The organism is Desulfovibrio aminophilus DSM 12254, assembly GCF_000422565.1.
GTDB lineage: Bacteria > Desulfobacterota > Desulfovibrionia > Desulfovibrionales > Desulfovibrionaceae > Aminidesulfovibrio > Aminidesulfovibrio aminophilus.
In genome coordinates this window covers 1-25,012 of the sequence record NZ_AUMA01000018.1, presented here as the reverse complement: position 1 = coordinate 25,012, position 25,012 = coordinate 1, and the positions used below count along the sequence as shown (strand labels likewise).

The following is a 25,012-nucleotide window of genomic DNA, read 5'->3' as shown; positions in this document are numbered from 1 at the left end:
TGTGGGAGGATCGGACATGCGGCAGACACAACGAGGAGCGCTTCTGCTCTACGTCATCGCGGCGGTGGTGGTCTTTTCGGTCCTGGCCGGAACCATGGCCGCCCACTTCAGCCTGTCCACCCGGGCCTCGGCCCACTACGACTGCCAGAAGGCCGCCCGGCTCATGGCCGAGTCCGGCATCCGTTACGCCACGAGCAATCTGCGCGCGGCCACCAACTCCGCCGACCTGACCGCGCGGGTGAACGCCCTGAACGGCCAGACCTTCTGGATGGCCGACGGCTCGTCCTTCGCTTTGACGGCGGTGGCCGGGGGGCAGGGCTACATCGTGACCTCCACGGGCTCCTCGCCTTGCGCGGGTGACGCGACCATCACCGCCGGCCTGACCCGTGATTTCGCCGTGGCCGTCGGGGGTGAGGGCATCATCTCCTTCGCCGACGGCGACCTCTCCGGCTTCGAGGCCGTTCCCGGCTCGGAGGGGACCGAGACCGTGAAGATCATCAATGATACGAGCAATCCCGCCAACAGCAGCGTGGAACTGGGCGGCGGCACCATCAAGGACAACTTCGGGGCGCTCTGGTATGGCGGCGGCAAGGGCGACTGCGTCAACGGCAACTGCACCCTGGGCAACGGGGTGCGGGCCTACTTCGAGTTCCAGTTCAACTCCGGTTCCGACGGCGACGGATTCATCTTTTCGCTCATCAGCGCGGAGACGAACACCAGGAGCGTGGGCGGCGACACGAGCATGGGCGAACTCATGGGCTACGGCGGCACGGGCTGGGACGGCAAGGGCCTTGTTCCCCCCAAGATCGGCCTGGAGTTCGACATCTACCCCAACGAGTGCAGCTCCACCCTTTGTAGCCCTGGATCCCGCTGTGACAGCACCTACGACCACATCGCCTTCGTGCTCTGGGGCGACGAGGCCGGCGTGAGCGGGACATGCTCGGACAAGAAGAGCAAGCGGCGCTACGACGACAACCGCCACGGCGCGGGCACGCTGGGCAGCACTTCCGTGCCGAAGAACGCGAAGTCGGGGGAGACGGGATTTTATACTCGGTCCTCGAACAACTGGATGCAGAACGGCGGCAGCTTCCGTCTGCGCTACGAGCTGACCCGGCAGACCACCCCGGCCAGCGACGGCAACTACTGCTATGAGCTGCGGGCCTGGCTCCAGTCCACCAGCTTGACGATGCCCGCTGGAATGGACGACGTGACCAAGGACTATGCCCCGGCCCCGGACATCCAGCAGGTCTTCTATCTCTCACCCGCGCTGCACGCCCAGTTCGACCACTTCTACTTCGGCTGGACCGAGGGCACGGGCGCGGCCATGCAACTGGCGACGTTGCGCAAGTTCGCCCTGGACTTCAAGCCCGCGCTTCCGGCCCAGAGCATCCCTCGATCCTCCAATCTCCGGGCCCACTGGTCCATGCGGGCGGTGAGCGGCAGCACGGTGCAGGATATCGTCGGTTCGCGCAGCGGCACGGCCTATGGCTCCTACGACTGGGTGCCCGGCACGGGTTGTCCGGACTGTTCGGCCCTGCGTCTTTATGGCTCCAACTCCGACTACGTGCAGGTTTCGGACACCGGCGGCAGTTCCCTGGACCTGACCTCGGCCGGCACCATCGCGGCCTGGATCTATATCCCGGACGCCTCCAGCCTGAACAGCTACGCCGGGCTGGTGCACAAGGGCGCGTCCGGGGATTTTTCGGACGAGGTCTACAGTCTGCAGCTCTGGCCCACGCGCCGCCTGACCCTGGCGGTGATCACCTCCGCGGGAACCTCCTACCAGGTGATCTCCGCCGACTCGATCCCGGCCCAGGGCTGGCACCATGTGGCCGGAACCTGGGGCAGCGGGGGCATGCGCGTCTTCATCGACGGGGTCATGAACGGACAGGACGGCGCCAGCCCCACGGCCCGGACCAACAACGCCTCCCTGCAGGTCGGGGCTCAGATCGTGCCGTCCTGGCGGTACTCGAACAGTTATCCGTTCAACGGAATCATCGACGAGGTCATGCTCTACAACGTGGAGCTGAACGCCGCCGAAATCGAGACGCTCTACAAGAACAGCCCATGGGGGCAGGGGGAATGATGCGTTTGCGGCTGTCGATCCTGGCCCTGGTCCTGGTGCTGCTCGTTCCGGCTTCCGGCGGGGCCCTGGTGGCCCGCGAGGACTACGCCGGGCCGGGCGATCCGCCGGAATCCCTGCCCACGCGGGCCGAGGCGGCGAGGAAGACCGGCAACGTGGCCCCGCGCCGCCAGGAGTCGAAGCGGGCGCAAGGTGCCCCGCAACCCGGGAGCGTCGGCAACGCCACGGAGTCCGGCGCCGGGACGTCCTCCGAATAACCTCGTCCGCACCATCTCATTCATTTCGGCGCCGCCCCATTTGGCCCGGTCCTTGAAAGCCCCCTCCCTGGATGACGGCGGGTTCCGGCCGTCTCATGCCTTCGGCCCGCTTTTTGTCCTTCAATGCCGAATGGTTGCCGGTCGAGCGCCGGGAATGGCCGAGACCCTGTCCGCCTTGCGGTTGAACAATTCTGTTCAGCTCGGGGCCGGATGTTCGGCAAAATTGTGAAGCCACCGGCCGTCGCCGGGGCGCGGGCTGAGTCCGGGAGGGATTCGTGAACCGGAAGCATGCCGTCTTTGTCTACGGGACATTGAAGCGGGGCAAGCCCAACCATTTCTTTTTGCGTGGGGCCCGTTTTCTTGGGCGGGCGGAGACCGTGGAGCCTTACGCCCTTTTCGAGGACGAGTACCCCATCGTATCCAGAACCCCGGCCGTGGGTCCGGTGCTCGGGGAGGTCTACGTCCTGGACGAGAAGGCCCTGCGGAGGCTGGACGTGCTTGAACAACATCCGGAAATCTACCGCCGGGAGCAGGTGCCGATCCGGCTGGAGGGGGGAGCGGTGCGGGAGGCTTGGCTCTACTTCCACCCCGAGCCTTCGGGGCGGCTCATCCCTTCCGGGGACTGGTCCGGGCTGGACACGGACCCCGACGACGAACCGCCGGTTTCCGGCTGACGGCCCGGCAACAGCAGGATGTCCGCCAGTTCTCCGGCGGCCTGTCCCGGCCCCGGAGGCGTGACGGCCAGACCGTGGGCCTGGAGCATCTGGCCGCGCGGGCAGAGTGTTCCGGTCAGGGGGGTGGCCAGGAGGCGGGCGTCGCGCAGAGCCAGGGAGCAGGGCGTGAGTCGCTGGGCCCGGTCCGAGCCCTTGAGCGGGGCCGTGAGCAGGGCCCGGGTCCGCGCGGGCGGAGCGGCGATTCCCCGCAGGGCCAGCAGGGCGGGCAGGATCAGGGCGTGATAGGCCGCGAACACGGCCGGAGGCGTCCCGGGCAGGCCGAAGAGCAGGGTCCGCCCACGCCGGAGCGCCAGGGTGCTCTTGGCCGGGTGCAGGGCCAGGCCCCGGAAGATGGGGTCGAACCCGGCGGCCGTGGCGGCGGAGAGGGAGAAGTCCCGGTCGCCTGGTCCGGTTCCGCCGGTGGTCACCACGAGGTCCGCCTCCGTCCGGAGCAGGGTCCGGACGATGATTTCCGGTTCGTTGGGGCAGACCGCCGCCTCGACTTCACGGACGCCGCATTCCAGCAGCAAGCCCCGCAGCAGAAACAGGTTGTCGGCCACCAGCAGGGGCCCGTGCGCTCGCCGGGCCTCCTCCAGGGGCACCAGTTCGTTGCCCACGGCCAGGACCAGGGCCCGGGGCGGCGGCACGGCGCGGATTTCCCTCCGGCCCAGGCTGGCCAGGGCCGCAGCGGCGGCCGATCCCAGAATCTGTCCCCGGGAGAGGATCACGGTGCCCTGGGCCAGCTCCGAACCCGGCAGGCGCACACCCCGGCCCTCGGGCACAGGGGCCGTGAGCGTCACCGTTTCCCTCGCCAGGGATATTTCCTCGTCCGGGGCCACGGCGTCGGCCTCCTGGGGCAGGGGCGCGCCGGTGAGCACGCGGCAGGCCAGACCCGGCTCCAGCGGGTGCGCCGGTTCGGTGCTCGGGCGCACGTGGCCGTTGACGGTGAGCCGCAGGGGCTCGGCGGCCGAGGCGGCCAGGGTGTCGGCCGAGCGCAGGGCCACCCCGTCCAGGGCCGAGCGGGCCTGGGCGGGAACGTCGTGGTCCGCGACGACGTCTTCGGCGGAGGCTAGGCCCAGGGCCTCCGCCAGAGGCAAGGGATGCGGGTCGGCCGGTTCGGCGGCCGCCAGCAGGAGTTTCACGGCCTGTTCCAGGGAGATGCGGCTGTTCATCGATGATCCGGGGCCGGAATCAGGCGGCGCAGGGCCTCCAGATCGTCCGGGGTGTTGGCGTTGGCGAAGGAAACGAGGTCCGGATCCGCGCGGCGCAGGTCGCCCACCGGCACGGCCCGTACCCTGACCCGGGGAAAGAAGCGGATGATCTGGAACTGGTCCGCGCGCAGCAGATCCTCCACCGGTCCCAGGCAGGCCGCGCGGGAGTACAGGGCGCAGAGCGGCTCGTAGTGGCCGTTTTCGCGGATCGGGGCCACCAGGTCCACGTCCGGCCCCAGTTCGGCCAGCAGGGCCCGCACCAGGGCGGGTTGCAGGAAGGGCGTGTCGCAGGCCGTGACGAAGACGAAGGGCGTCTCGGCGTGGAACAGGGCCGCGTGGATGCCGGTGAGGGAACTACGCTGCGGATGGCGATCCGTGACCACGGGCAGGCCGGTGTCGGCGAAGGGCTCGGCGTCGCGAGCCACCACCAGGACGTGTTCGAAGAGGCCGCCGAGAGTCCGGGCCAGACGGCCCAGAATCGGCTCGCCGCCCACTTCCAGCAGGGCCTTGTTCACCCGGCCCATGCGCTTGCCCTCGCCTCCGGCCAGGATGGCCCCGGTCACGTCCGCGCGTCGTTCTCCGGTCTTCATGGCCGCACTGTGTCAGAAATCATCACGGCGAACAAGAAAAGGGCGGTTCCGGGGTTTGAAAAAAAAGACCGGCGAGGCTATGCTGTCGCACACTCCCCGTTGTCCGACCAGGAGAAACGCGTGAACCAGGGCATGGATCTGCAAGCCTTTTTCGAACCGCGCACCGTGGCGGTCATCGGGGCCTCGGACAAACCGGGCAAGATCGGCCACACCGTGGTGGCCAACATGCTCGGCGCGGGCTTCGCCGGGCGGCTCATTCCGGTGAACCCCAAGGGCGGGACCATCGAGGGCCTGCCCGTGACCACCTCGGCCGGAGATCTGCCCAAGGGCCTGGACCTGGCGGTCATCGCCGTGCCCCGCGACGCGGTCCTGCCCGCCCTGCGCGAACTCGTGGAAATCCGCGCCAAGTCGGCCATCGTCATCACCGCCGGATTCAAGGAGGTGGGCAAGGAGGGCTTCCTCCTGGAGCGCGACATGGCCGCCCTGGCCGCCGAGAGCGGCATGGCCCTGCTCGGGCCCAACTGCCTGGGCATGATGAACACCGGCCATGGGGTCAACGCCTCCTTCGCGGCGGGCCAGCCCTCCAAGGGGCCCATCGCCTTCTTCTCCCAGTCCGGCGCGCTCTGCGTGGCCATCCTGGACTGGGCCCTGGGCGAGAACATCGGCTTCTCCAAGTTCGTGAGTCTGGGCAACAAGGCCGCGCTGGACGAGTCGCGCATGCTCGAATACCTGGGCCGCGACCCGAACACCAAGGTCATCCTGGGCTACATCGAGAACGTGGAGCACGGCCAGGAGTTCCTGCGCCAAGCCGCCGCCGTGACCCGCGCCAAGCCGGTGATCATGATCAAGTCCGGCACCACGGCCGCCGGAGCCAAGGCCGCCAGCTCCCACACCGGAGCCATCGCCGGGTCGGACGCGGCCTACACCGCGGCCTTCCGCCAGAGCGGCGTGATCCGGGTGGCCGACGTGGAGTCCCTGTTCAACCTGGCCGAGGCCTTCTCGCACCAACCCCTGCCCAGGGGGCCCAACCTGGGCATCGTGACCAACTCCGGCGGTCCCGGCATCCTGGCCGCCGACGCCTGCGAACGCTCCCGGCTGCACATGGCCTCCCTGAGCCCGGCCACCATCGCCAAGCTGCAATCCTTCCTGCCCAGCTTCGCGGCCCTGTACAATCCCGTGGACATCATCGGCGACTCGGACCCGGCGCGCTACAAGCAGGCCATCGAGGCCGTGCTCACCGATCCCATGGTCCATTCCCTGCTGGTCATCCTGACTCCGGTGGCTTCGGTGGAGGTGGAGGCCACGGCCCAGGTCATCGTGGACCTCTCGCGGCGCTCGGACAAGCCGATCTTCGCCTGTTTCATGGGCAAGAAGCAGGTCGCCCCGGGGCGGCGCATTCTCCAGGAGGGGGGCGTGCCCTGCTACGCCTTCCCGGAACCGGCCATCCGCAGCATCGAGAGCATGTACGTACACGCCCTGAACCGGGCCCGGCCCGAACCGGTGTACCCCGAGGTCGTCCGCGACCTGGAGCGGGCCCGCGCGGTCATCGACCGGGCCGTGACGCGCGGCCTGACCGAGATCGTGGAGTTCGAGGCCCAGGAGATGCTCGCGGCCTACGACCTGCCCACCCCGAAGACCATGCTGGCCCGGGGCAGCGACGAGGCCGTGGCCGCGGCCGAGGCCATCGGCTATCCCGTGGTGCTCAAGATCGCCTCGCCGCAGATATCCCACAAGTCCGACGTGGGCGGGGTCAAGGTGGGTCTCGCCGACGCCGCGGCCGTGCGCGCGGCCTTCTTCGACATCACCACCCGGGCCCAGCGCCTGCGCCGCGACGCCTACATCGCGGGCTGTCTGGTCCAGGAGATGGCCCCCAAGGGCTCCCGGGAGGTCATCATCGGCTTCAAGCGCGACGAGCAGTTCGGGCCGTTGCTCATGTTCGGCCTGGGCGGCATCTATGTGGAGATATTGAAGGACATCGCCTTCCGTCTGGCCCCGCTGTCGCGGGCCGACGCCTTCGAGATCGTGCGCGAGATCAGATCCTACATGCTCCTCAAGGGCGTGCGCGGGGAGCAACCGGTGAACTTCAAGGCCATCGAGGACATCATCCTGACCATGTCCCGGCTGGCCCTGGACTTCCCGGAGGTCTACGAGGCGGAGTTCAATCCCGTCCTGGTCAACCACGAACGGGCCGTGGTGGCCGACGTGCGCATGACCCTGCATCTGAACGGTCCGGAAACGCACAGCCAAGAATAGGGCCCTCGCGGGCCGGGGAGGTCGTCATGGTCGGCGTGTACGTGGGTTCCACCGCCGGGTATTCGGGCAAGAATCTCATCGCCATGTCTCTGGGGCTCAAGTTCCAGAAGGAGGGCCTGAACGTCGGCTACATGAAGCCGGTGGGCGCGGTGCCGCGCCGCACCGGGGACAAGGTGGGCGACGAGGACGCCTTCTTCGTCCAGGACGTGCTCGGCCTGGACCAGGACCCCGAGCTGGTCACGCCCGTGCTCGTGACCCGCGACTTCACGATCAAGGCCTTCACCACCGGCTGCGGCGACCTGCTCTCGAACATCGGCCGGGCCTACGCCAAGCTCTCGGAGGGCAAGGACGTGATGCTCATCCAGGGCTCGGGCACCTTCCTCGGCTCGGGCACCTACTGCGGGGTGGAGGGCAGCCGGGTGGCCGCCTCCCTGGGCGCGAAAACCGTGCTCGTGGACCGCTACCAGAAGGAACTGCGCTACGACTACATCCTGCGCAGCAAGGCCGTCGCCGGAGACGACCTGGCCGGGGTGATCTTCAACGACGTCCCCGAATCCTACATGGAGGAGGCCACCGGCCTCATCCAGCCCTTCCTGGAGAAGAAGGGCGTCACCGTGCTCGGGACCATCCCCTCGGACCCGCTCATGGGCGCCATCAAGGTCACGGACCTGGCCGAGCGCCTGAACGGCAAGGTCATCTCGGCCCAGGGCAAGGGTGAGCGGGTGGTGGAGAGCTTCCTCATCGGCACCATGCAGGTGGAGAACTTCCTGACCCACTTCAAGCGCCACAAGAACTCGGCGGTGATCGTGGGCGGGGACCGCTCGGACGTGCAGCTGGTGGCCCTGGAGGGCAGTTCGCCCTGCCTCATCCTCACCGGCAACCTCTATCCCAACGACATCATCCTGACCCGTTCCGAGGTGCTGGAGACGCCGATCATCGTGGTCCGCGAGGACACCTTCACCGTGGCCAAGAAGATGGAGAACATCCTCACCAGCCACAAGCTGCGGGACATGATCAAGGTCAACCACGGGGCCCAGCTGGTCATGGCCAACGTGGACTACGCCCTGCTCAAGAAGCGCGTCGGGTTGTAGGAGCTGGAAAACGAAAAGAGGCGCGGTTCCCGGTGAGGGGCCGCGCCTTTTCCGTTTCCTAGGGGCGAAGGCTAAAGGATATACCGCGACAGATCCCGGTCCTCGACCACGTCCTGGAGCTGGGACTGGACGTAGGCCCGGTCGATGGTCACGCTCTGGCCGCCCCGGTCGGGCGCGGCGAAGGACAGTTCGGCCAGGAGCTTCTCCATGATGGTGGACAGCCGCCGCGCGCCGATGTTCTCGGTTTCCTGGTTGATCCTTTCGGCCATGGCCGAGATTTCCTCCAGGGCCTCGCGGGTGAAGTCCACGGTCAGCCCCTCGGTCTCCAGCAGGGCCTTGTACTGCACGGTGAGCGCGTTCTTCGGCTCGGTGAGGATGCGGTAGAACTCGTCCTTGCCCAGGGCTTCCAGGGTTTCGCGCAGGGGGAAGCGGCCTTGGAGTTCGGGGATGAGGTCCGAGGGCTTGCTCTGGTGGAAGGCCCCGGCGGCGATGAACAGGATGTGGTCGGTCTTGACCATGCCGTACTTGGTGTTCACCACGCAGCCCTCGACCACGGGCAGCAGGTCGCGCTGCACGCCTTCGCGGGACACGTCCGGCCCGCCGTGTTCGCTCCGGGCCGCGATCTTGTCGATCTCGTCCACGAAGAGGATGCCGTCCTGTTCCACGCGTTCGCGGGCGGCCTCCAGAACCTTGTCCATGTCGATGAGCTTGTCGGCCTCCTCGGCCGCCAGCACCTCGAAGGCCTCGCGCACCTTCATCTTCTTGAGCTTCTTCTTGTTCGGGAACATGCGGCCCAGGGTCTCCTGCATCTGCATGCCCATCTCCTCCATGCCGGGGATGGCCGCGATCTCCAGCTGCGGGCCGGACTGGGAGCGGACCTCGACCTCCACGACGCGCTCGTCCAGCGCTCCGTCGCGCCAGAGCTTGCGCAGCTTCTCGCGGGTGGAGGCGTCCTTTTCGGACATGGGTTCGGCGGAGGCCGGGCGCATGAAGAAGCCCGCGCCCTGGGCCTGGGGCTGGCCGCCGGGCACGAGCAGGTCCAGGAGGCGCTCCTCGGCGTGCTCCTCGGCCTTGACCCGCACCTTGTCGCGTTCCTCGGTCTTGACCATGTTCACGCCGATCTCCATGAGATCGCGGACCATGGACTCCACGTCCCGGCCCACATAGCCCACCTCGGTGAACTTGGTGGCCTCGACCTTGAAGAACGGGCACCCGGCCAACCGGGCCAGGCGGCGGGCGATCTCGGTCTTGCCCACGCCCGTGGGGCCCATGAGGATGATGTTCTTGGGCGCCACCTCGTCCCGCAGCTCCGGGGCCAGGCGGTTGCGCCGCCAGCGGTTGCGCAGGGCGATGGCCACCATGCGTTTGGCCGCCTTCTGCCCGATGACGTACTTGTCCAGTTCCGAGACGATCTCCCGGGGAGTGAGGTTGCTGCTCATGACGCGTCGGTTCCCTTGCCCGCCTCGCGGGTCAGGATGGTCAGGTTGTCGTTGGTGTAGACGCAGATCTCGGCCGCGATGCGCATGGCCCGTTCGGCGATCTCCCGGGCGGGCAGCTCGGTGTTCCGGGCCAGGGCGCGGGCCGCGGCCAGGGCGTAGGGGCCGCCCGAGCCGATGGCGGCCAGGCCGTCGTCGGGCTCGATGACGTCGCCGGTGCCGGAGATGATCAGGATGGTCTCCGCGTCGGCGGCCAGGAGCATGGCCTCCAGGCGACGCAGATACTTGTCCGTGCGCCAGTCCTTGGCCAGCTCCACGGCGGCCCGGGTGAGGTTGCCGGAGTGGGCCTCCAGTTTCTTCTCGAAGCGTTCGGACAGGGTGAAGGCGTCGGCGGTGGCCCCGGCGAAGCCGATCATGACTTTGTCCTTGTAGATGGAGCGGACCTTGCGGGCGGTGTGCTTCATGGCGATGTTCTGGCCCATGGTGACCTGGCCGTCTCCGGCCATGGCCACGCCGCCCGCGTCCTTGACCGCCAGGATGGTGGTTCCCTTCAAGTCCACGATTGCTCTCCGCTGATTAGAGGATGGCGTGGGCCAGCGCGGCCCAGCGGTCCAGGTTTTCCTGGCCGAAGAGGGTCAGGCGGATTTCGGACACGAGGCCGTCCTCCAGGCCCCGGCGCAACTCGGCCAGGGCCAGCGGCGCGGCCAGCTCCACGGGATAGCCGTAGGCCCCGCAGCTCAAGGCCGGGAAGGCCACGGCGCGGCACTCCAGTTCCCGAGCCAGACGGAGGCTCACGCGGTAGGCCGAGGCCAGGAGTTCCGGTTCGCCGGACAGGCCGCCGTGCCAGACCGGGCCCACGGCGTGGATGATCCATTTGGCCTTCAGGCCGAAGCCGGTGGTGACGGCCGCCTGTCCCGGAGGAACTTCGCCGTTTTCGGTGATGTGGGCCCAGCAGGCGGTCTGGAGCAGATCCCAGCCCGCGGCCCGGTGGATGGCTCCGTCCACGCCGCCGCCCCCGGACAGCCGGGAGTTGGCCGCGTTGACCACGGCGTCGGTGTCGGAGAGGGCGATGTCCCCGGCCAGGAGAACGAGTCGGCCCGAGCCGAAGGACCAGGAGTGGCCGGAATGGCCGTTGGGTCGCGTCCGCACGATTGTTCTAAATAAGACGTGACGCGCCCCTGGCAAGGGGTCAGACCGCGTCTTCGCGCAGGGAGCGGATGGTCGTGGCGTAGGCCTTGAACACGTCTTCGCGGTTCATGAGGCCGACCAGGGCGTGGGGATCGTCGGGCGAGACCACGGGAATTTGGTCGTAGTCCGTGTCCACGAAGAGCAGCAGCGCGGTGTAGAGGTCGTCGTCGGGCTTGAGCAGGGCCACGCGTCCGGCCAGATCGTGGACCACCACCAGGTCGAAGAGTCCTTCCTCGAAGAGCAGGCGGCGCACGTCGTGGATGGAGAGGATGCCGGTGAAGCGTCCGGTTCGGTCGCGCACCGGGAAGCAGATCTGGGCCGTGTTGGCGATGATGTCCGTGAGGGCCTTGAGGGTCGTTCCCTCCTCGAGGATCGTGACCCGGGAGGGGGTGAAGCGGCCCTCTACGGTGAGATGTTCCAACACGTTGATGGTGGCGTCGGACACGTGGGCCGGGGAGTCGAATTTGTCGTCCACCTGATGCTCGTAGAGCGAGACCTTGCGGCAGAGCACGATGCACAGGGCCGAGGCCAGCATGAGCGGAGCCAGCAGGCCGTAGCCCTTGGTCAGCTCGCAGACCATGACCAGCGGGCCGATGGGGGCCTTGGCGATGCCCGCGAAGAAGGCCGCCATGCCCACCAACACGTAGCCTCCGGGCTGGCGCGCGATGTCCGGCCACCACTGGTGGGCCAGCTGGCCCACCACGCCGCCGCTCATGCCGCCCACGAACAGGGCCGGGGCGAACATGCCGCCGCTCATGCCCGAGCCGATGGTCATGGAGGTGGCCATGGTCTTGCCGATGACGATGGCGAAGAGCATCAGGGCCGGGATCTGCCCGAGGATGGCCAGTTCCAGCCAGCCGTAGCCGCCGGACAGGACCTGGGGGAAGAACGCGCCCAGGAGTCCCGCGCCCAGGCCGCCCAGGGCCGTGGTCCACATGAGCCCCACCTTTTCCTTGAGCGGGAAGAATATCCGGAACTTGAACCAGCGGAAGGTCCGCACGTAGAGCCAGCCCGCCCCGGCGCAGGCCAGGGCCAGCGCCGTGTAGAAGAACAGCTCCCGGGGGTCGCGGAATTCGAAGTGCGGGATGCCGAAGATGGGTTCGGAGCCGAAGAAGAAGGTGAACACGGAGTAGGCCGTCACCGAGGACATGATCGAGGGCAGCAGGGCCTCGGCCTCGAAGTCCTCGCGGTAGATGACCTCCACGGCCGTGAGCGCGCCGCCCAGCGGGGCCCGGAAGATGGCCCCCAGGCCGCCGGCCGCCCCGGCCAGCAGGAGCAGTCGGCGCTCCCGGGCCGAGAGCTTGAGCCGCTGGGCGAACCAGGAACCCAGGCCCGCGCCCATCTGGGTGATGGGGCCCTCGCGCCCGGCGCTGCCGCCGGAGGCGATGGTGAAGATCGAGGCCACGCCCCGGATGATCGGCACCAGGGGCCGGATCAGGCCGCCTTGCTGGTGAAAGGCCTTGATGGTGGCGTCGGTGCCGTCGGTGCCGCCGCTGACGGTTTCGGGGATGAAGCGCTGCACCACGTAGCCGGTGATCAGGCCCACGGCCCCGGTGAACAGGGGCACGAGCCAGGGACGGTAGGCCCCCAGCGGGGTGGCGTGGTGCAATTGTTCCCCGGCCGGGGCGGGCAGGCTCAGCCCGGCCAGATCGTGCAGCAGCACGGTGCGGAAATATTCCACGGCCCAGAAATAGGCCGCGGCCACCAGGCCGGTGACGGCGCCGACCACCACGCCGTACGCCAGCCAGCGCAGGGAACGGGCATGGCGCAGGGAGACCAGGAGGGCCAGTGCGCGTCGCGGCAGGTCGGCGAGGGTGCTCATCTGCCCGGGCCGGAACGGGTTGCCTCCCGGGGGAGGGTGGCGGGCTGGGCCTCGGGCTCGGAGAGGATGCGCCCGGCCAGATCGATGTCGGCCTGGATGCGCGCGCGCAGGGCGTCCAGGTTTTCGAACTTGCGTTCGGAGCGCAGACGCTGGACGAAATGCACCCGGATGCGGCGGCCGTAGAGGTCGCCCTTGAAGTTCATGATGTGGGCCTCCACCGAGACGGCCGTGTTGCCGAAGGTGGGGTTGGTGCCGATGTTGGCCACGCCGGGAAGCACTGCGTCGTCGACCTCGACCCAGACGGCGTAGACGCCGGTCTGGGGCACCAGTTCGTCCACCAGCCTGAGGTTGGCGGTAGGGAAGCCCAAAAGCTTGCCGCCCCGGTTGTGGCCCTGGATGACTTCGCCGCGCACCTGGTAGAAGCGGCCCAGCAGCGGCCGGGCCTCCCAGACCTCCCCGGCCTGGACCATGTCGCGGATGCGCGTGGAGCTGACCACTGCGTCGCCCAGGGTCACGGGCTCCAGGCGCTCCACCCGGAAGCCGTAAGTCCGGCCCAGAACCTTGAGGGTTTCGTAGTTGCCCGAGCGGCCCTTGCCCATGGCGTAGTCGTAGCCGATGATCAGCTCGCGCACGGAAAGGCCCCGCACGAGATATTCACGCACGAACTCGTCCGGCGAGAGGGCGGCCATTTCGCGGGTGAAGTTGAGGACCAGGGTGACGTTGGGACCGAGCGAGCCGATGAGTTCCAGCTTCTGTTCCATGAGGGTGATGAAGGGCGGGGTGCGGCTGCCCAGGAGAACGCGCAGGGGGTGGGGCTCGAAGGTCACGACCACGCTGACCAGGCCTTGGGCCCGGGCCCGGCGGCAGGTCTGGTCGATGAGTTTCTGGTGCCCCAGGTGTACGCCGTCGAAATTGCCTATGGTGACACAGGAGCCGGCGATGGCGCCTTCCAGCTCCTGGAGGGTTCTGGCCACGATCATGAGTGCTCGTCCCAATGAAATGTTGACGAAAGGATGGAGCTAACGCAAAGCGGCGCGCGTTTCAAGGGGCGGTTCCCCGTCACATGCGCAGCTCTTCGCGTTCCTTGCGGAAGGCGTCGAACTCCTCCACCTGCTTCTTCTGGTCCGGGTTCGTGGCCATGGAGCGGGCCTTCTCCAGGTGGAACTCGGCCTGTTTGCGGTTGCCTTGGAGTTCGAAGGAGTAGGCCAGGTTGAGATGGCCGCCGAACTGGTCCCCGGATTCGCCCAGGAGCCGGCCCATGTGGTAGCGCACTTCGGGGTCGTCCGGCAGATCCTTGACCACCTGGCGCATGGAGGCGATGGCCGCCGGGTATTGCTTGTACTCGCCCAGGAGCCGGGCGTTGTAGAACAGGGTCAGGGCGTCCGAGGGCCTGAGGACCAGGGCCTTCTGGAGCAGGGGCTGGGCCTTCTGGAAGTCGCCCTGGCGGAAGTAGAAGATGCCGGTTTCGCGCAGCGCCAGGGGATCGTTGGGCATGGCCGCAAGGGCCTTCTGGAAGGTCCGCTCGGCCTCGCCGATGCGGTTCACCCTGGCCTGCACCACGGCCAGCCCCAACTGGTCCAGGGGGGTCAGGTCACCCTTGTTGTTGTACCAGGCCAGGGCCACGTCCGCGGCCTGGAGCCTGGCCCGCACCAGGGTCTGCACGCGCAGGAAGGCGGTGTTGTCGGCCTTGCGGCGGGTCACCTCCTGGGGCATCCGGGCCACACGGTCCTTGATGTAGGCCACGCGGTCGGGCAGCGCGGGGTGGGTGGAGAGGTAGGAGGGGATCTTGTCGTTGCTCACGTACCAGCGGGCCTTCTGCATGATGTCGAAGGTCTCGGCCATTGCCAGGGGATTGTAGCCCGAGGCGGACATGAAGTTGAGGCCCTGGTGGTCGGCCTCGCGTTCGTTCTCATTGGTGTATTTGAGGAAGGCCGAGGCCGCTCCGGCCTGGGAGCCCATCATCAGGGCTCCACCGAGGTTCTGCATGTTGGCCCCGCCGCCGGCGATGCCCAGGAAGGCCCCGGCCAGGGTGCCCGCGATGGCCCCGATGCTGGCCAGCCGCATATCCGCCATGCGCTTGGCCACGTGGTGCTCGGTGACGTGGGCCAGTTCGTGGGCCAGCACGGCTGCCACCTGATCCTCGGTCTGGAGGTTCAGGATCAGGCCGGTGAAGACGTAGACGTAGCCGCCGGGAACGGCGAAGGCGTTCATGGAGCCGTTCTGGATCACCGTGGTCGTGAAGCGGAAGGGCTGGGGCGGCACGTGATCCACGAGGCGCTTGACCAGACCGTTCACGTAGGTCGTGACCTCGGTGTCCTCCACCAGGGGCATGTTGCTGCGCACGTAGGCGTCGAACTTCCGCCCGGCCTCGATCTCGTCGGAGATGGTGAAGTCGCCCCAGGCGGCCCGGGCCTGGACGGCGGGGAGCAGCACCAGCAGCAGGGCCAGGAGCAGACTGCACGAGATGTGGGCGGCGTTTCGCATGGGGCGCGCTGTCCTTGTTCGCATGTGGGCCATATTACGCGCTTGGCCGGGCGGCGCAACGGGTATCCGGGAGCCCCAAAACGAAAGGACGCGAACCCGCCGGGCTCGCGTCCTCGCCAAGGCTTCGCCCGGGGAAGCCTACTTGTTCATCATGTTCAGGAATTCGCGGTTGCTCTTGGAGCCTTTCATCTTGCCCAGGAGGAACTCCATGCTGTCGATGGGGTTCATGGGCGCGAGGAGCTTGCGCAGGATCCAGACCCGGTTGAGGACTTCCTCCTCCAGGAGCAGCTCCTCCTTGCGGGTGCCGGAACGGTTGATGTCGATGGCCGGGAACACACGCTTCTCGGAGAGGTGGCGGTCCAGGTATATCTCCATGTTGCCGGTGCCCTTGAACTCCTCGAAGATGACCTCGTCCATGCGTGAACCGGTGTCGATGAGCGCGGTGGCGATGATGGTCAGGCTGCCGCCTTCCTCGATGTTGCGGGCCGCGCCGAAGAAGCGCTTGGGCCGCTGCATGGCGTTGGCGTCCAGACCGCCGGAGAGCACGCGGCCGGAGGACGGGGTCACGGCGTTGTAGGCCCGGCCGAGACGGGTGATGGAGTCGAGCAGGATGACCACGTCGCGTTTGCGTTCCACTAGGCGTTTGGCCTTCTCCAGGACCATCTCCGTGACCTGCACGTGGCGGGTCGGCGGCTCGTCGAAGGTGGAGCTGATGACTTCGGCGCGGACCGTGCGCTCCATGTCGGTCACTTCCTCGGGCCGCTCGTCGATGAGCAGGACGATGAGGTAGACCTCGGGGTGGTTGGCGTTGATGGAGTTGGCGATGGTCTGCAGGAGCATGGTCTTGCCGGTGCGGGGCGGGGCCACGATGATGCCGCGCTGGCCGCAGCCGATGGGCGAGAGCAGGTCGATGACGCGCGAGGAGTAGTTCTCGCCGCCGTTTTCCATTTTGAAGCGTTTGTTCGGGTAGATCGGGGTGAGGTTGTCGAAGAGGACCAGATTCTTGGAGTACTCCGGCGGCTCGAAGCCGATCTCCGAGACGCGCAGCAGGGCGAAGTAGCGTTCACCCTCCTTGGGCGGACGGATCTGGCCGGAGATGACGTCGCCCTTGCGCAGGCCGAAACGGCGGATCTGGGAGGGCGAGACGTAGATGTCGTCCGGGCCCGGCATGTAGCTGTACATGGGAGAGCGGAGAAAGCCGAAGCCGTCGGGCAGGATTTCCAGCACGCCTTCGCCGAAGATCTGGCCGTTCTGCGAGGCGCAGGCCTGGAGCAGGGCGAAGATCAACTCCTGCTTGCGCAGGCCGCTGGGGTTCTCCACGTTGTAACGGGCGGCCATGTCCATGAGTTCGGACATGCTCTTGTACTTGAGGTCGGTGAGGTTCAGCCGTTCGCCGCCGTTCTGGGAGGAGCCGTTGGTCAGGTCTTGGTCGTTTCCGTTGTTGCTCATACGTTGATCGTTGGGTTTTGTGGTCTTGGGGTCATACGGACCCCGGGGCGGAGCCGTCCCCCGCGCGCCCGGAGGCTTCCCGGTCGCGCGCCGGGGCGGGGATGTGACGGAGCCTGGTTCGGGGGTGAAACAAACGCTATCCTGCGGGCGTTCCCGGCCGCAAAAAAGGCCGACGCCGAAAAACCTCGTTTTCTTATTGGCAACCTAGGGGGGAAACCGGATGCAGCACCCGGGCGAACGATGACGGCGGCTTGCGCGCCGCCCCGGGCGGTCAACCCGGGGATTAACCGAAAGGAGTCATGTTGACAAGGGCCTCAGGCCCGCTTTTCCGACTTTTCCTTCTCCCGAAGCTGCAAGACGTCGCTGAACATCTCGGTGATCCCGGCCTTGATGTCCTCCTGATCCCTGTTGACGGCGTAGGCCAATTCCATGGAGACGAGGTTCATGGCCTGTTCCAGGAGCCGCCTCTCCCCGAAGGACAGCTCCTTGTCCTTGCCGATGAGGAAGAGTTCCTTGAGTACGTACGCCACATCCGCCAAGTCGCCGCTTTTCAGTTTTTCCGAGTATTCGCGATAGCGGCGGTTCCAGTTCTGGCCGGTGTAGCCGGTGAAGTCGGAACGGTCGCGCAGGGATTCGAAGATGGCCTGGCCGGTGCGCAGGCTGCACACCGGGCGCAGTCCGACGTTGGGCGCGTTTTTCACCGGGACCATGAGGGTCACGTTGTTGGAGAGAATACGCACGATGTAGAAATCGGCCTTGACCCCGCCGATGACTTGGCTTTCGATACGCTCCACCCGGCCCACGCCCTGCGAGGGATAGACGACCAGCTGATTGATCTGAAACACGTAAGGCTCCTTCGGGCTGCGGGCGGCTGAGATCGGGAAAAGCACCAATGGGAGGGTATCAAGAATCTCCGGCGGAGTCCATGCCGGGGGCGTCCTCATTTCCTTTTACCCGGAAGGCGTTCAGGAACTGCACGGCCAGGGCCTCGCCGCGCCGCAGGAAAATGTCCAGTCCCTTCGCGGCGGCGGGCAACACCTCGGCGACGACCGCGCGCTCCTCCGGTGCGAAGGTCTCCAGAACCCAGCCCGCCATGTCGCGTTTGACCGTCGGTCTGCCGATGCCCAGACGCAGGCGCCAGAAGTCCGGCCCGCCCAGTTCCTCGATGATCGAGGCCACGCCGTTGTGGCCGGCCGAGGAACCGCCGCGCTTGAGCTTCATGCGGCCCAGGGGCAGATCCAGCTCGTCGTGGACCACGACCACGGCCTCGGGCTGCAGTCCGAAACGCCGGGCGAAACGGCCCACCGCCAGTCCGCTCCGGTTCATGTAGGTCATGGGCTTGAGCAGCAGCCAGGGCGCCCCGCCGAGGTTGGCCGTGTAGGCCAAGGCGTCGCCGCTTTCCTGAAGCGGAGTCAGGCGCATGCTCTTGCGTGCGCGGGCCATGCCCAGGAGGTGATCCACGAGGAGGAAGCCGTAGTTGTGGCGGGTCTCCGCGTACTCCATTCCCGGGTTGCCCAGTCCGGCGAGGATGCCTTTGAGCGTCATGGAAATCCCTGGGGCCGGTGCCCCGGTTTCGCGACAGGCGGGGGCGGCGCCGCCAGAAAGGCGAAAAGGGGCTCCGGTCGCCCGGAGCCCCCAGCAAACGACGATTCGCTGGAGAGGCTACTCTCCGGCCTTGGCGGCCTTGGCGGGCTCGGCGGCAGCGGCGGGAGCCTCGCCTTCACCCTCGCCCTCGGCCTCTTCGGCCGGGACGACCACGCCGGCCACGGCGTAGTTGTCGTCGATCACGGCCTTGATGCCGGCGGGCATGGGCACGCTGGCCACATGCACGCTCTCGTTGATGTCCAGGGCGCTCACGTCGACCAGAATCTTTTCCGGGATGTCCAGAGGCTTGCCCACCACTTCACAGGTGTCGCGGAAGAGTTCGAGCACACCGCCCTTGACCACGCCGGCGGGCTTGCCGGTGAGTTCGAAGGCCACATGGACGCGGATCTCCTTGTTCAGGTCGACGCCGCGGAAGTCCACGTGCTGGGGACGGGGCTTGACCGGATCCATCTTCATTTCCCAGATGAGCGAAGGCAGCACTTCCTTGGCGCCGCCCTTTTCGATCTCCAGTTCGAAGACTTGGGAGCCGCCGACCTTGGCGTAGAGCTTGGTCAGGGGCAGCTCCAGGACCTTGACGGCCACGTTGGCGCCTTTTTCGTCATAGTAGACGCCGGGGATGAAACCCTGCTCACGCAGGCGGTGGCAGGGGCCCTTGCCCGTCTCGGTGCGCTCCTGCACGCTCAACGTCATGAGTTTCGCCATAATGATCGCTCCTTGCTGCGGCCTCGGCCCGCACGGCGGGGACGGCCTGAAGTTTCTTTCGTCCTATACGAAAAGCACGCTCACCGAGGATTCGGTGTGCACGTTGTTGATGGCCTTGGCCAGCAGGGCGGCCATGGACAGAACCTTGATCTTGGAACAGGCCAGCTTGCGGCCGTCCAGGGGGATGGTGTTGCTGACCACCACTTCGCTGAAGGCCGAGTTCTCCAGGCGGTCGATGGCCGGGCCGGAGAGGACGGGGTGCGTGGCGCAGGCCAGAACCCGCTCGGCGCCGTTGTTCATGAGCACGTCCGCGGCGGCGCACATGGTTCCGGCGGTGTCGATCATGTCGTCCATGACCACGGCCACCTTGCCCTTGACGCTGCCGATGAGGTTCATGGCCTGGGCCTGGTTGGGCGCGTCTCGGCGTTTGTCGATGATCGCCAACCCGGCGTTCATGCGCTTGGCGTAGGCGCGGGCGCGTTCCACGCCGCCCGCGTCGGGCGAGACCATGACCATGTCGCCGTCCACCCGGCGCAGGTAGTCGAGGAACACGGGCGCGGCGAAGAGGTTGTCCACGGGGCAGTTGAAGAAGCCCTGAATCTGGCCCGCGTGCAGGTCGATGGTCACCAGGCGGTGCATGCCCGCGGCGGTGAGCATGTCGGCCACCAGTTTGGCGCTGATGGGCGCGCGGGGCACGACCTTGCGGTCTTGGCGGGCATAGCCGTAGTAAGGCATCACGGCTGTCACGCGTCGGGCGCTGGCGCGCTTGAGGGCGTCCAGCATGAGGGCCAGCTCCATGAGGTGGAAATTCACCGGCGAACAGGTCGGCTGGACCACGAAGACGTCGTCGCCTCGGACGTTCTCGCCGATCTCGATGCGGATCTCGCCGTCGCTGAACGTCTCGCGCAACGTGGGCGAAAGCCGGCAGCCGAGATGCTCGCAAATGGCCTCGGACAGCGAAACGTTGGCCGATCCGCTGATGATTTTGAGTTCCCCGTGCATGGTCATGCCGCCTTGCATCTCCTCGCAATAAAAATCTGGCTGGGGTGGAAGGACTCGAACCCTCGAATAACGGGACCAAAACCCGTCGCCTTACCGCTTGGCCACACCCCAGTGGAAGTCCTGGACATACGTGCGGTCCTGGCCCCGCGCCAGGTTCCGGGCAGTCTCCAACGCTGTTTCCTTTTGCCGGAACAGGGCGAAGATGCTGGCTCCGCTCCCGCTCATGGCCGCCGCGGCCGCCCCGGCCGCGATGAGCCTCTCCTTGATCCGCCTGAGTTCCGGGAACGCCGGGAAAACAACGTTCTCGAAGTCGTTGAACAGGGTCAGGGGCAAAAGGGAACTTGGGTTTTTAGTCCCCCTTTCATCGCTTGTCAAGAATCCTGGAGCCGTTGGCGGGCGGTCCTTGGCGGCGGTCTCGTCGAAACGGGCGTAGGCCCAGGCCGTGGGGACGCGCACATCCGGACAGACCAGCACCAGGGTCAGGCCGTCGAGGTCCGGCTCCGTCGGGGTCAGGCGGTCGCCGATGCCCCCGGCGCGCGCCGGACGGCCCAGGAGAAAAAAAGGCACGTCCGCGCCGAGGTTCGCGGCCAGCGCCGAGAGCCGGTCGCCCGGGAGCGCGGCGGCCCCGGCCTGGGCGTTGAGAAAGAGCAGCATGGACGCCGCGTCCGAGCTGCCGCCGCCCAGTCCCGCACCCGTGGGAATGCCTTTCGTCAGGCGCACGGCCAAGTCCGGGGCGAAGCCCGTGGCCTCGGCGTAGCGTCGCCAGGCCTTGACCACCAAGTTGTCGGGGCCCTCCAGGGCGTGGTCCGCGCAGGACAGCGTCAGGCCCGATCCCGGGGCCCCCGGGGTGACCTCCAGAACGTCGCGGGGCTCGGCGAGAGGCAGGAAGAGAGTGTCCAGTTCGTGGTAGCCGTCGGCGCGACGGCCGAGGATGCGCAGGAAGAGGTTGATCTTGGCCGGAGCCGTGAGGGTCGCCGCGAACGTCATGATCCATTCAAGATAGCGCAAAAAAAGCGGGGGGAGAAGCCCAGGACCTCCCCCCCGCTCTGTTTTTCGTTTGTCCTGCTATTCCAGCCCGATGGTGCGGAAGATGTTGCGGCCCTGCCGTTTCAGCAGGAGCATGACCACGCCGCGTTTCTTGCCGTCCTCGCGCACGATCTTCTGGAACTCGGCAACGTTGGAAACGGGATTCTGGTTGGCCTCCAGGACCACGTCGCCGGGCCGCACGTCGGACTGGGCCGCGGGCGATCCCTCGCGCACGCCGGTGATGACCAGCCCTTGCGGCTTGTCCATGCCCAGGGCGCGGGCCTCCTGGGGCGAAACCGGCCGCACGCTCACGCCGATCTCCTCGGCGGCCTGCTCCTTGGTCTGCGGGCCGCCCTGTCCCTGTCCGCGCTCCATGGCCGCGATGTTCGGGCCGCGCTCCTCCAGGGTGACCTTGCGGGAGATTTCCTTGCCCTGACGCCAGATGCCCAGGGTGGCCTTCTCGCCGGGGGCCATGCCCGCGATGGTGCGCAGCAGGGCCGCGGAATCCTCCACGGGTTCGCCGTTGACCTTGAGGATGACGTCGCCGGCCTTGACCCCGGCCTTGTCCGCCGGGTCGCCGGGCGAGACGGCCGAAACCAGCGCGCCCTTGGCGCCGGGCAGGCCCAGGGCCTTGGCCGTGTTCTCGTCCACGCCCTGGATGGTCACGCCCAGCCAGCCGCGCTTGGGCGTCTTGCCGGACTTGAGCTGGTCCAGGATCTTGGCGGCCATGTTGCTGGGGATGGCGAAACCGATGCCCTGGCCGGAGGCGATGATGGCCGTGTTGATGCCGATGACCCGGCCGTCCAGGTCGATGAGCGGGCCGCCGGAGTTGCCGGGGTTGATGCTGGCGTCGGTCTGGATGAAGTTGTCGAAGGCGCCCTGGCCGATGATCCGGCCCTTGGCGCTGATGATGCCGGCGGTGACGGTGTGGCCCAGGCCGAAGGGGTTGCCGATGGCCATGACCCACTCGCCCACACGCAGGGCGTCGGAATCGCCGAAGGAGAGCACCGGCAGGTTGTCGCCGGCCTCGATCTTGAGCAGGGCCAGATCGGTTTCGGGGTCGCGGCCCACGATTTTGGCCGGGTACTCCTTGCCGTTTTCCTGGAGCTTGACCGTGATCTGGTCGGCGTCGGCGATGACGTGGTTGTTCGTGGCGACATAGCCGTCGGAGGAAATGACGAAGCCCGAGCCCAGCGAACTCATCTTGCGCGGCTGCATGGGCATGTTGCCCATGAACTGGTCGAAGAATTCGCGGAAGGGGCTGTTGGGCTGGTTCTTGAGGAATTCCTGGAGCGGGTTGGTGGCCGGAGCGGTCTTCACCGTGCTGATGTTGACCACGGCCTTTCCGGCGCGTTCCGCCAAGTCGGCGAACTCGGGAAGGGAAGCCTTGGCCGCGGCCTGGATCGGCAGGGCCAGAAGCAGGGCCAGGACGAGCAAGGCTGACGGTTTCCTGAATGACATGAATCCTCCTTGGGGGCGCGGCCGGGAACGCGGGCGCCTCAATCGTATCCGCGAGTATAGGGCCTTTTCCGCGCTTGTAAAGGGAGTGGGACCGGGCGATGGCGACCGGCCTTGCTCGCCGTGGCCTTTTGGGATAGGTTCCCTTTCCCGCTCTTGAGGCGGTTCGTGTCCCCGTAGCTCAGTTGGATAGAGCGATAGCCTCCTAAGCTGTAGGCCGCAGGTTCGATTCCTGCCGGGGACACCAAATGGAAATTCAAGCATGTCCGAGAAGGACCAGAAAGCCCCGGGAAACCGGGGTTTTTGTTGGTTTAGTGTCTACCGACGTGCGCCGAAGTGCGTTGACAACCGGACAACGGACCGGATAACTTACCGGACAACAGGGGCAGTTATCCGACTCTGCCCGAGGAGTTGTCCGGTGGCGCTCACGAACGTAGCTGTACAGGGCGCGAAGCCCAAGGCAAAGCGGTACATCCTCAAGGATGAAAGGGGCCTCTATCTGGAGGTTGCGCCTTCGGGCGGGAAGTGGTGGAGGTTGCGCTACTGGCTCGCCGGGCGTGAAAACCGCTTGAGCCTCGGCACCTTCCCCGAGGTTTCGCTTGCCCAGGCCAGGGAGCGCCGCGACGAGGCCCGCAAGCTTCTGGCGCAAGGCATCGACCCGAGCGCCGCCAGGAAAGAGAGGGCCGAAGCCCAGGCCGGAGGAGAAACTTTTGAAGCCGTCGCCTCGGAGTGGTTCGAGCGGTTCCGTAAAAAGTGGACCGCGCCCCACGCCGGGCGCATCCTGACCCGGCTTCGGAAAGACGTGTTCCCCTTCATCGGATCACGGCCTATTCACGAAATCAACGCCCCGGAACTTCTGACGGTCATGCGCCGCATCGAGGCCCGAGGGGCCATTGAGACGGCGCATCGGGCCTTGCAGAACTGCGGGCAGGTCTTCCGCTACGCCGTGGCCTGCGGCAAGGCGGAGCGCGATCCTTCGGGCGATCTTCGGGGAGCCCTGACCCCCACCAAGGAAAAGCATCACCCGAGCATCACCGACCCCAAGGAACTCGGGGAACTCCTGCGGACCATCGACGCCTACCAGGGCTCCCACGTGGTCCGCTGTGCCCTACGGCTGGCCCCCCTGCTCTTTGTTCGGCCTGGGGAACTCCGCCATGCCGAGTGGTCCGAGGTTGACCTTGAAGCGGCAGAATGGCGCATCCCGGCCGAGAAAATGAAGATGCGGACGCAGCATATCGTGCCCCTGTCCCGGCAGGCCGTCGCGGTCCTACGGGAGCTTCACCCCCTGACCGGCAAGGGCAAGTATGTCTTCCCCGGCGTCCGGTCCTCGGCCAAACCGATGAGTGAGAACACGGTCAACGCGGCCCTGCGCTACATGGGCTACTCGACCGACCAAGTGACAGGCCACGGCTTCCGGTCCACTGCGACAACGCTCTTGAATGAACAGGGCTGGAACCCGGACGCCATAGAGCGCCAACTTTCCCATGCCGAGCGGAACAAGGTGCGGGCGGCGTACAACTTCGCGGAGTTTCTTCCCGAGCGCCGCCGCATGATGCAGGCATGGGCGGACTTCCTGGACGGCCTTCGCCAAGGCGGCAAGGTGATCCCGATCCGGGCGGCAAGCGGAGAATGAAGCACGGCCCCGGCATCGTGCCGGGGCTTGCCGATAGAACGGCCCGGGGGAGTGTTTCGCCGCACCCCGCCGGGCCTGACCAAAACCCGAACTGTGGAGGTTCGAGAAATGGCTGACGTGAAGGATACCACGACCGGAGGCAATCTTTCCAGCGCCCGGCAGGTTGAAGTGCGGGCGCAACTTCTCTTCCTCGCGGATTCCCTGACCGCCCGTGAAGGGCTCGCCCTGGAAGGCGAGGCCGTCTATGGCCTGGGGAACACGCTGCGAGACTTGGCCGCCAAGCTGGACGAGCCGCTTCCCGCCGCCAAAGGGGATTGACGCCCGGCCGAGAGGCGGGCTATCTTTCAGACCGACACATGAAGAGTGCGTGAGGGAACTGGCCCGATGACCGCACGGCAACCTGCGAGATGCAAGGTGCCAAAGCCAGCCCGCAAGGGGCCATGCAATGCAGACTCAACCAATGGCCCTCCGCACGGAGGGCTTTTCATTTTCTGGCCGAGGTCCGCCCTGCCGGGTTTATCCGCCGCAAGAGTCCCCCCAAAAAACCGAAGCGGAGGCTTGGAATGTACGGAGCAATCATAGGCGACCTCGCGGGAAGCCAGTACGAACGGCACAACTACCTTTCGACAGACTTCCCGCTCCTGGACGAGCGGAGCTTCTTCACCGACGACACCGTGCTTACCGTCGCCACGGCGGAGGCCATGCTCACCGACCAGGACTTCGCCGCCGCGTACCGGAAGTGGGCCGGGAAGTACCCCGGCCGGGGCTACGGGCCGATGTTCCGGCTGTGGGTGGGCAACCCCGACATGGGGCCCTACGGCAGCCCCGGGAACGGGGCCGCCATGCGCGTGTCGCCGATCCCGTTCCTCATGCGGGGCGGGGGCGTTTGGGATATGATCGTGATGGCCGGTTCCAGCGCCAAGGTGACGCACAACTCAAAAGAAGGCGAAGACTGCGCGGCTTACTTGGCCATGACCATCTGGTTCTATCTGCACGGGGAGGACGGCCT

Annotated in this window: 23 protein-coding genes, 2 tRNA genes and 1 riboswitch; of the genes, 9 read left to right on the top strand and 16 right to left on the bottom strand. The window is 66.9% G+C overall.

Features of this window, described 5'->3' with window-relative positions; genetic code table 11:
• Positions 1 to 16: 16 nt before the first annotated feature.
• The 3 genes from H587_RS0111595 (at position 17) to H587_RS20295 (ending at position 3,014) form a co-directional block, all read left to right on the top strand.
• The gene (locus tag H587_RS0111595; RefSeq protein WP_027176416.1) at positions 17 to 2,086 is read left to right on the top strand and encodes a LamG domain-containing protein; all 2,070 of its coding nucleotides are present in this window, start codon (positions 17 to 19) and stop codon (positions 2,084 to 2,086) included.
• Positions 2,086 to 2,340, top strand: coding sequence for a hypothetical protein (locus H587_RS0111590; protein WP_027176415.1), 255 nt, complete (start codon positions 2,086 to 2,088; stop codon positions 2,338 to 2,340). Before H587_RS0111595 ends, H587_RS0111590 begins: the two co-directional genes overlap by 1 nt.
• A 275-nt stretch (positions 2,341 to 2,615) precedes the next feature.
• Positions 2,616 to 3,014 carry a gamma-glutamylcyclotransferase family protein gene (locus H587_RS20295; RefSeq protein ID WP_084630663.1) on the top strand — a complete coding sequence of 133 codons (399 nt, stop codon included), beginning with the start codon at positions 2,616 to 2,618 and terminating at the stop codon, positions 3,012 to 3,014.
• Here H587_RS20295 and H587_RS19735 read toward each other — a convergent pair.
• Both H587_RS19735 and mobA read right to left on the bottom strand, forming a co-directional pair.
• Positions 2,918 to 4,225 carry a molybdopterin molybdotransferase MoeA gene (locus H587_RS19735; RefSeq protein WP_051202722.1) on the bottom strand — a complete coding sequence of 436 codons (1,308 nt, stop codon included), beginning with the start codon at positions 4,223 to 4,225 and terminating at the stop codon, positions 2,918 to 2,920. The two genes, H587_RS20295 and H587_RS19735, sit on opposite strands and share 97 nt — an antisense overlap.
• Complete coding sequence (mobA, locus tag H587_RS0111575) at positions 4,222 to 4,854, bottom strand: molybdenum cofactor guanylyltransferase (RefSeq protein WP_027176414.1); 633 nt, start codon at positions 4,852 to 4,854, stop codon at positions 4,222 to 4,224. Before mobA ends, H587_RS19735 begins: the two co-directional genes overlap by 4 nt.
• 132 nt (positions 4,855 to 4,986) lie before the next feature.
• On the opposite strand from mobA, the gene H587_RS0111570 reads away from it, so the two are divergent.
• The gene (locus H587_RS0111570; RefSeq protein ID WP_211219507.1) at positions 4,987 to 7,107 is read left to right on the top strand and encodes an acetate--CoA ligase family protein; all 2,121 of its coding nucleotides are present in this window, start codon (positions 4,987 to 4,989) and stop codon (positions 7,105 to 7,107) included.
• Between the two features lie 26 nt (positions 7,108 to 7,133).
• Positions 7,134 to 8,198 (top strand): phosphotransacetylase family protein, encoded by a 1,065-nt coding sequence (locus tag H587_RS0111565; protein ID WP_027176412.1) that lies wholly within the window; start codon positions 7,134 to 7,136, stop codon positions 8,196 to 8,198.
• Positions 8,199 to 8,269: 71 nt separating this feature from the next.
• Here the strand turns inward: H587_RS0111565 and hslU are convergent, their stop codons facing one another.
• From hslU to H587_RS0111495, 14 genes are all read right to left on the bottom strand, one after another.
• Positions 8,270 to 9,637 (bottom strand): ATP-dependent protease ATPase subunit HslU, encoded by a 1,368-nt coding sequence (hslU, locus tag H587_RS0111560; protein ID WP_027176411.1) that lies wholly within the window; start codon positions 9,635 to 9,637, stop codon positions 8,270 to 8,272.
• Positions 9,634 to 10,194 (bottom strand): ATP-dependent protease subunit HslV, encoded by a 561-nt coding sequence (gene hslV / locus H587_RS0111555; protein WP_027176410.1) that lies wholly within the window; start codon positions 10,192 to 10,194, stop codon positions 9,634 to 9,636. The genes hslU and hslV overlap by 4 nt, the downstream gene beginning before the upstream one ends.
• 16 nt (positions 10,195 to 10,210) lie before the next feature.
• Positions 10,211 to 10,783 carry a macro domain-containing protein gene (locus tag H587_RS0111550; RefSeq protein WP_027176409.1) on the bottom strand — a complete coding sequence of 191 codons (573 nt, stop codon included), beginning with the start codon at positions 10,781 to 10,783 and terminating at the stop codon, positions 10,211 to 10,213.
• A 40-nt stretch (positions 10,784 to 10,823) separates the two neighbouring features.
• Positions 10,824 to 12,644: a chloride channel protein gene (locus H587_RS0111545; RefSeq protein WP_027176408.1), complete on the bottom strand. Its 1,821-nt coding sequence runs from the start codon at positions 12,642 to 12,644 to the stop codon at positions 10,824 to 10,826.
• Complete coding sequence (locus H587_RS0111540) at positions 12,641 to 13,624, bottom strand: bifunctional riboflavin kinase/FAD synthetase (protein ID WP_027176407.1); 984 nt, start codon at positions 13,622 to 13,624, stop codon at positions 12,641 to 12,643. Before H587_RS0111540 ends, H587_RS0111545 begins: the two co-directional genes overlap by 4 nt.
• 79 nt (positions 13,625 to 13,703) lie before the next feature.
• Entirely contained in the window at positions 13,704 to 15,128 is a 1,425-nt protein-coding gene (locus H587_RS0111535) for a M48 family metalloprotease (protein ID WP_051202718.1), read from the bottom strand.
• Between the two features lie 138 nt (positions 15,129 to 15,266).
• Entirely contained in the window at positions 15,267 to 16,577 is a 1,311-nt protein-coding gene (rho, locus tag H587_RS0111530) for a transcription termination factor Rho (protein ID WP_084630661.1), read from the bottom strand.
• A 314-nt stretch (positions 16,578 to 16,891) separates the two neighbouring features.
• A complete protein-coding gene (locus tag H587_RS0111525) occupies positions 16,892 to 17,422 on the bottom strand; it encodes a CarD family transcriptional regulator (protein ID WP_027176404.1) in 531 nt (176 codons plus the stop codon).
• A 58-nt stretch (positions 17,423 to 17,480) separates the two neighbouring features.
• The gene (gene pth / locus H587_RS18350; protein ID WP_051202717.1) at positions 17,481 to 18,122 is read right to left on the bottom strand and encodes an aminoacyl-tRNA hydrolase; all 642 of its coding nucleotides are present in this window, start codon (positions 18,120 to 18,122) and stop codon (positions 17,481 to 17,483) included.
• A 117-nt stretch (positions 18,123 to 18,239) separates the two neighbouring features.
• Positions 18,240 to 18,884, bottom strand: coding sequence for a 50S ribosomal protein L25 (locus H587_RS0111515; RefSeq protein WP_027176403.1), 645 nt, complete (start codon positions 18,882 to 18,884; stop codon positions 18,240 to 18,242).
• Between the two features lie 63 nt (positions 18,885 to 18,947).
• Positions 18,948 to 19,886 (bottom strand): ribose-phosphate diphosphokinase, encoded by a 939-nt coding sequence (locus H587_RS0111510; protein ID WP_027176402.1) that lies wholly within the window; start codon positions 19,884 to 19,886, stop codon positions 18,948 to 18,950.
• Positions 19,887 to 19,922: 36 nt separating this feature from the next.
• A tRNA-Gln gene (locus tag H587_RS0111505) sits at positions 19,923 to 19,997 on the bottom strand.
• A complete protein-coding gene (gene ispE, locus H587_RS18345; RefSeq protein WP_027176401.1) occupies positions 19,977 to 20,873 on the bottom strand; it encodes a 4-(cytidine 5'-diphospho)-2-C-methyl-D-erythritol kinase in 897 nt (298 codons plus the stop codon). The genes H587_RS0111505 and ispE overlap by 21 nt, the downstream gene beginning before the upstream one ends.
• A 78-nt stretch (positions 20,874 to 20,951) precedes the next feature.
• Positions 20,952 to 22,373, bottom strand: a complete 1,422-nt coding sequence (locus tag H587_RS0111495) for a DegQ family serine endoprotease (RefSeq protein WP_027176400.1) — start codon at positions 22,371 to 22,373, stop codon at positions 20,952 to 20,954.
• A gap of 167 nt (positions 22,374 to 22,540) precedes the next feature.
• Here H587_RS0111495 and H587_RS0111490 point away from each other — a divergent pair.
• The 4 genes from H587_RS0111490 to H587_RS0111475 all read left to right on the top strand — a co-directional run.
• Positions 22,541 to 22,617, top strand: a tRNA-Arg gene (locus H587_RS0111490).
• A gap of 171 nt (positions 22,618 to 22,788) precedes the next feature.
• A complete protein-coding gene (locus tag H587_RS0111485; protein ID WP_027176399.1) occupies positions 22,789 to 24,003 on the top strand; it encodes a tyrosine-type recombinase/integrase in 1,215 nt (404 codons plus the stop codon).
• A gap of 108 nt (positions 24,004 to 24,111) precedes the next feature.
• Positions 24,112 to 24,321, top strand: a complete 210-nt coding sequence (locus tag H587_RS0111480; protein ID WP_027176398.1) for a hypothetical protein — start codon at positions 24,112 to 24,114, stop codon at positions 24,319 to 24,321.
• Positions 24,322 to 24,354: 33 nt separating this feature from the next.
• Positions 24,355 to 24,450, top strand: a riboswitch (SAM riboswitch).
• Between the two features lie 116 nt (positions 24,451 to 24,566).
• Positions 24,567 to 25,012 (top strand): ADP-ribosylglycohydrolase family protein (locus tag H587_RS0111475; RefSeq protein ID WP_027176397.1); only part of this gene is annotated, 446 nt, incomplete at its 3' end.

Coding starts and splice junctions, on each gene's coding strand:
- H587_RS0111595 (WP_027176416.1), top strand. CDS start 17: ATGCGGCAGACACAACGAGGAGCGCTTCTGCTCTACGTCATCGCGGCG.
- H587_RS0111590 (WP_027176415.1), top strand. CDS start 2,086: ATGCGTTTGCGGCTGTCGATCCTGGCCCTGGTCCTGGTGCTGCTCGTT.
- H587_RS19735 (WP_051202722.1), bottom strand. CDS start 4,225: ATGAACAGCCGCATCTCCCTGGAACAGGCCGTGAAACTCCTGCTGGCG.
- mobA (WP_027176414.1), bottom strand. CDS start 4,854: ATGAAGACCGGAGAACGACGCGCGGACGTGACCGGGGCCATCCTGGCC.
- H587_RS0111570 (WP_211219507.1), top strand. CDS start 4,987: ATGGATCTGCAAGCCTTTTTCGAACCGCGCACCGTGGCGGTCATCGGG.
- H587_RS0111565 (WP_027176412.1), top strand. CDS start 7,134: ATGGTCGGCGTGTACGTGGGTTCCACCGCCGGGTATTCGGGCAAGAAT.
- hslU (WP_027176411.1), bottom strand. CDS start 9,637: ATGAGCAGCAACCTCACTCCCCGGGAGATCGTCTCGGAACTGGACAAG.
- H587_RS0111545 (WP_027176408.1), bottom strand. CDS start 12,644: ATGAGCACCCTCGCCGACCTGCCGCGACGCGCACTGGCCCTCCTGGTC.
- H587_RS0111540 (WP_027176407.1), bottom strand. CDS start 13,624: ATGATCGTGGCCAGAACCCTCCAGGAGCTGGAAGGCGCCATCGCCGGC.
- H587_RS0111535 (WP_051202718.1), bottom strand. CDS start 15,128: ATGCGAAACGCCGCCCACATCTCGTGCAGTCTGCTCCTGGCCCTGCTG.
- rho (WP_084630661.1), bottom strand. CDS start 16,577: ATGAGCAACAACGGAAACGACCAAGACCTGACCAACGGCTCCTCCCAG.
- pth (WP_051202717.1), bottom strand. CDS start 18,122: ATGACGCTCAAAGGCATCCTCGCCGGACTGGGCAACCCGGGAATGGAG.
- H587_RS0111515 (WP_027176403.1), bottom strand. CDS start 18,884: ATGGCGAAACTCATGACGTTGAGCGTGCAGGAGCGCACCGAGACGGGC.
- H587_RS0111510 (WP_027176402.1), bottom strand. CDS start 19,886: ATGCACGGGGAACTCAAAATCATCAGCGGATCGGCCAACGTTTCGCTG.
- ispE (WP_027176401.1), bottom strand. CDS start 20,873: ATGACGTTCGCGGCGACCCTCACGGCTCCGGCCAAGATCAACCTCTTC.
- H587_RS0111495 (WP_027176400.1), bottom strand. CDS start 22,373: ATGTCATTCAGGAAACCGTCAGCCTTGCTCGTCCTGGCCCTGCTTCTG.
- H587_RS0111480 (WP_027176398.1), top strand. CDS start 24,112: ATGGCTGACGTGAAGGATACCACGACCGGAGGCAATCTTTCCAGCGCC.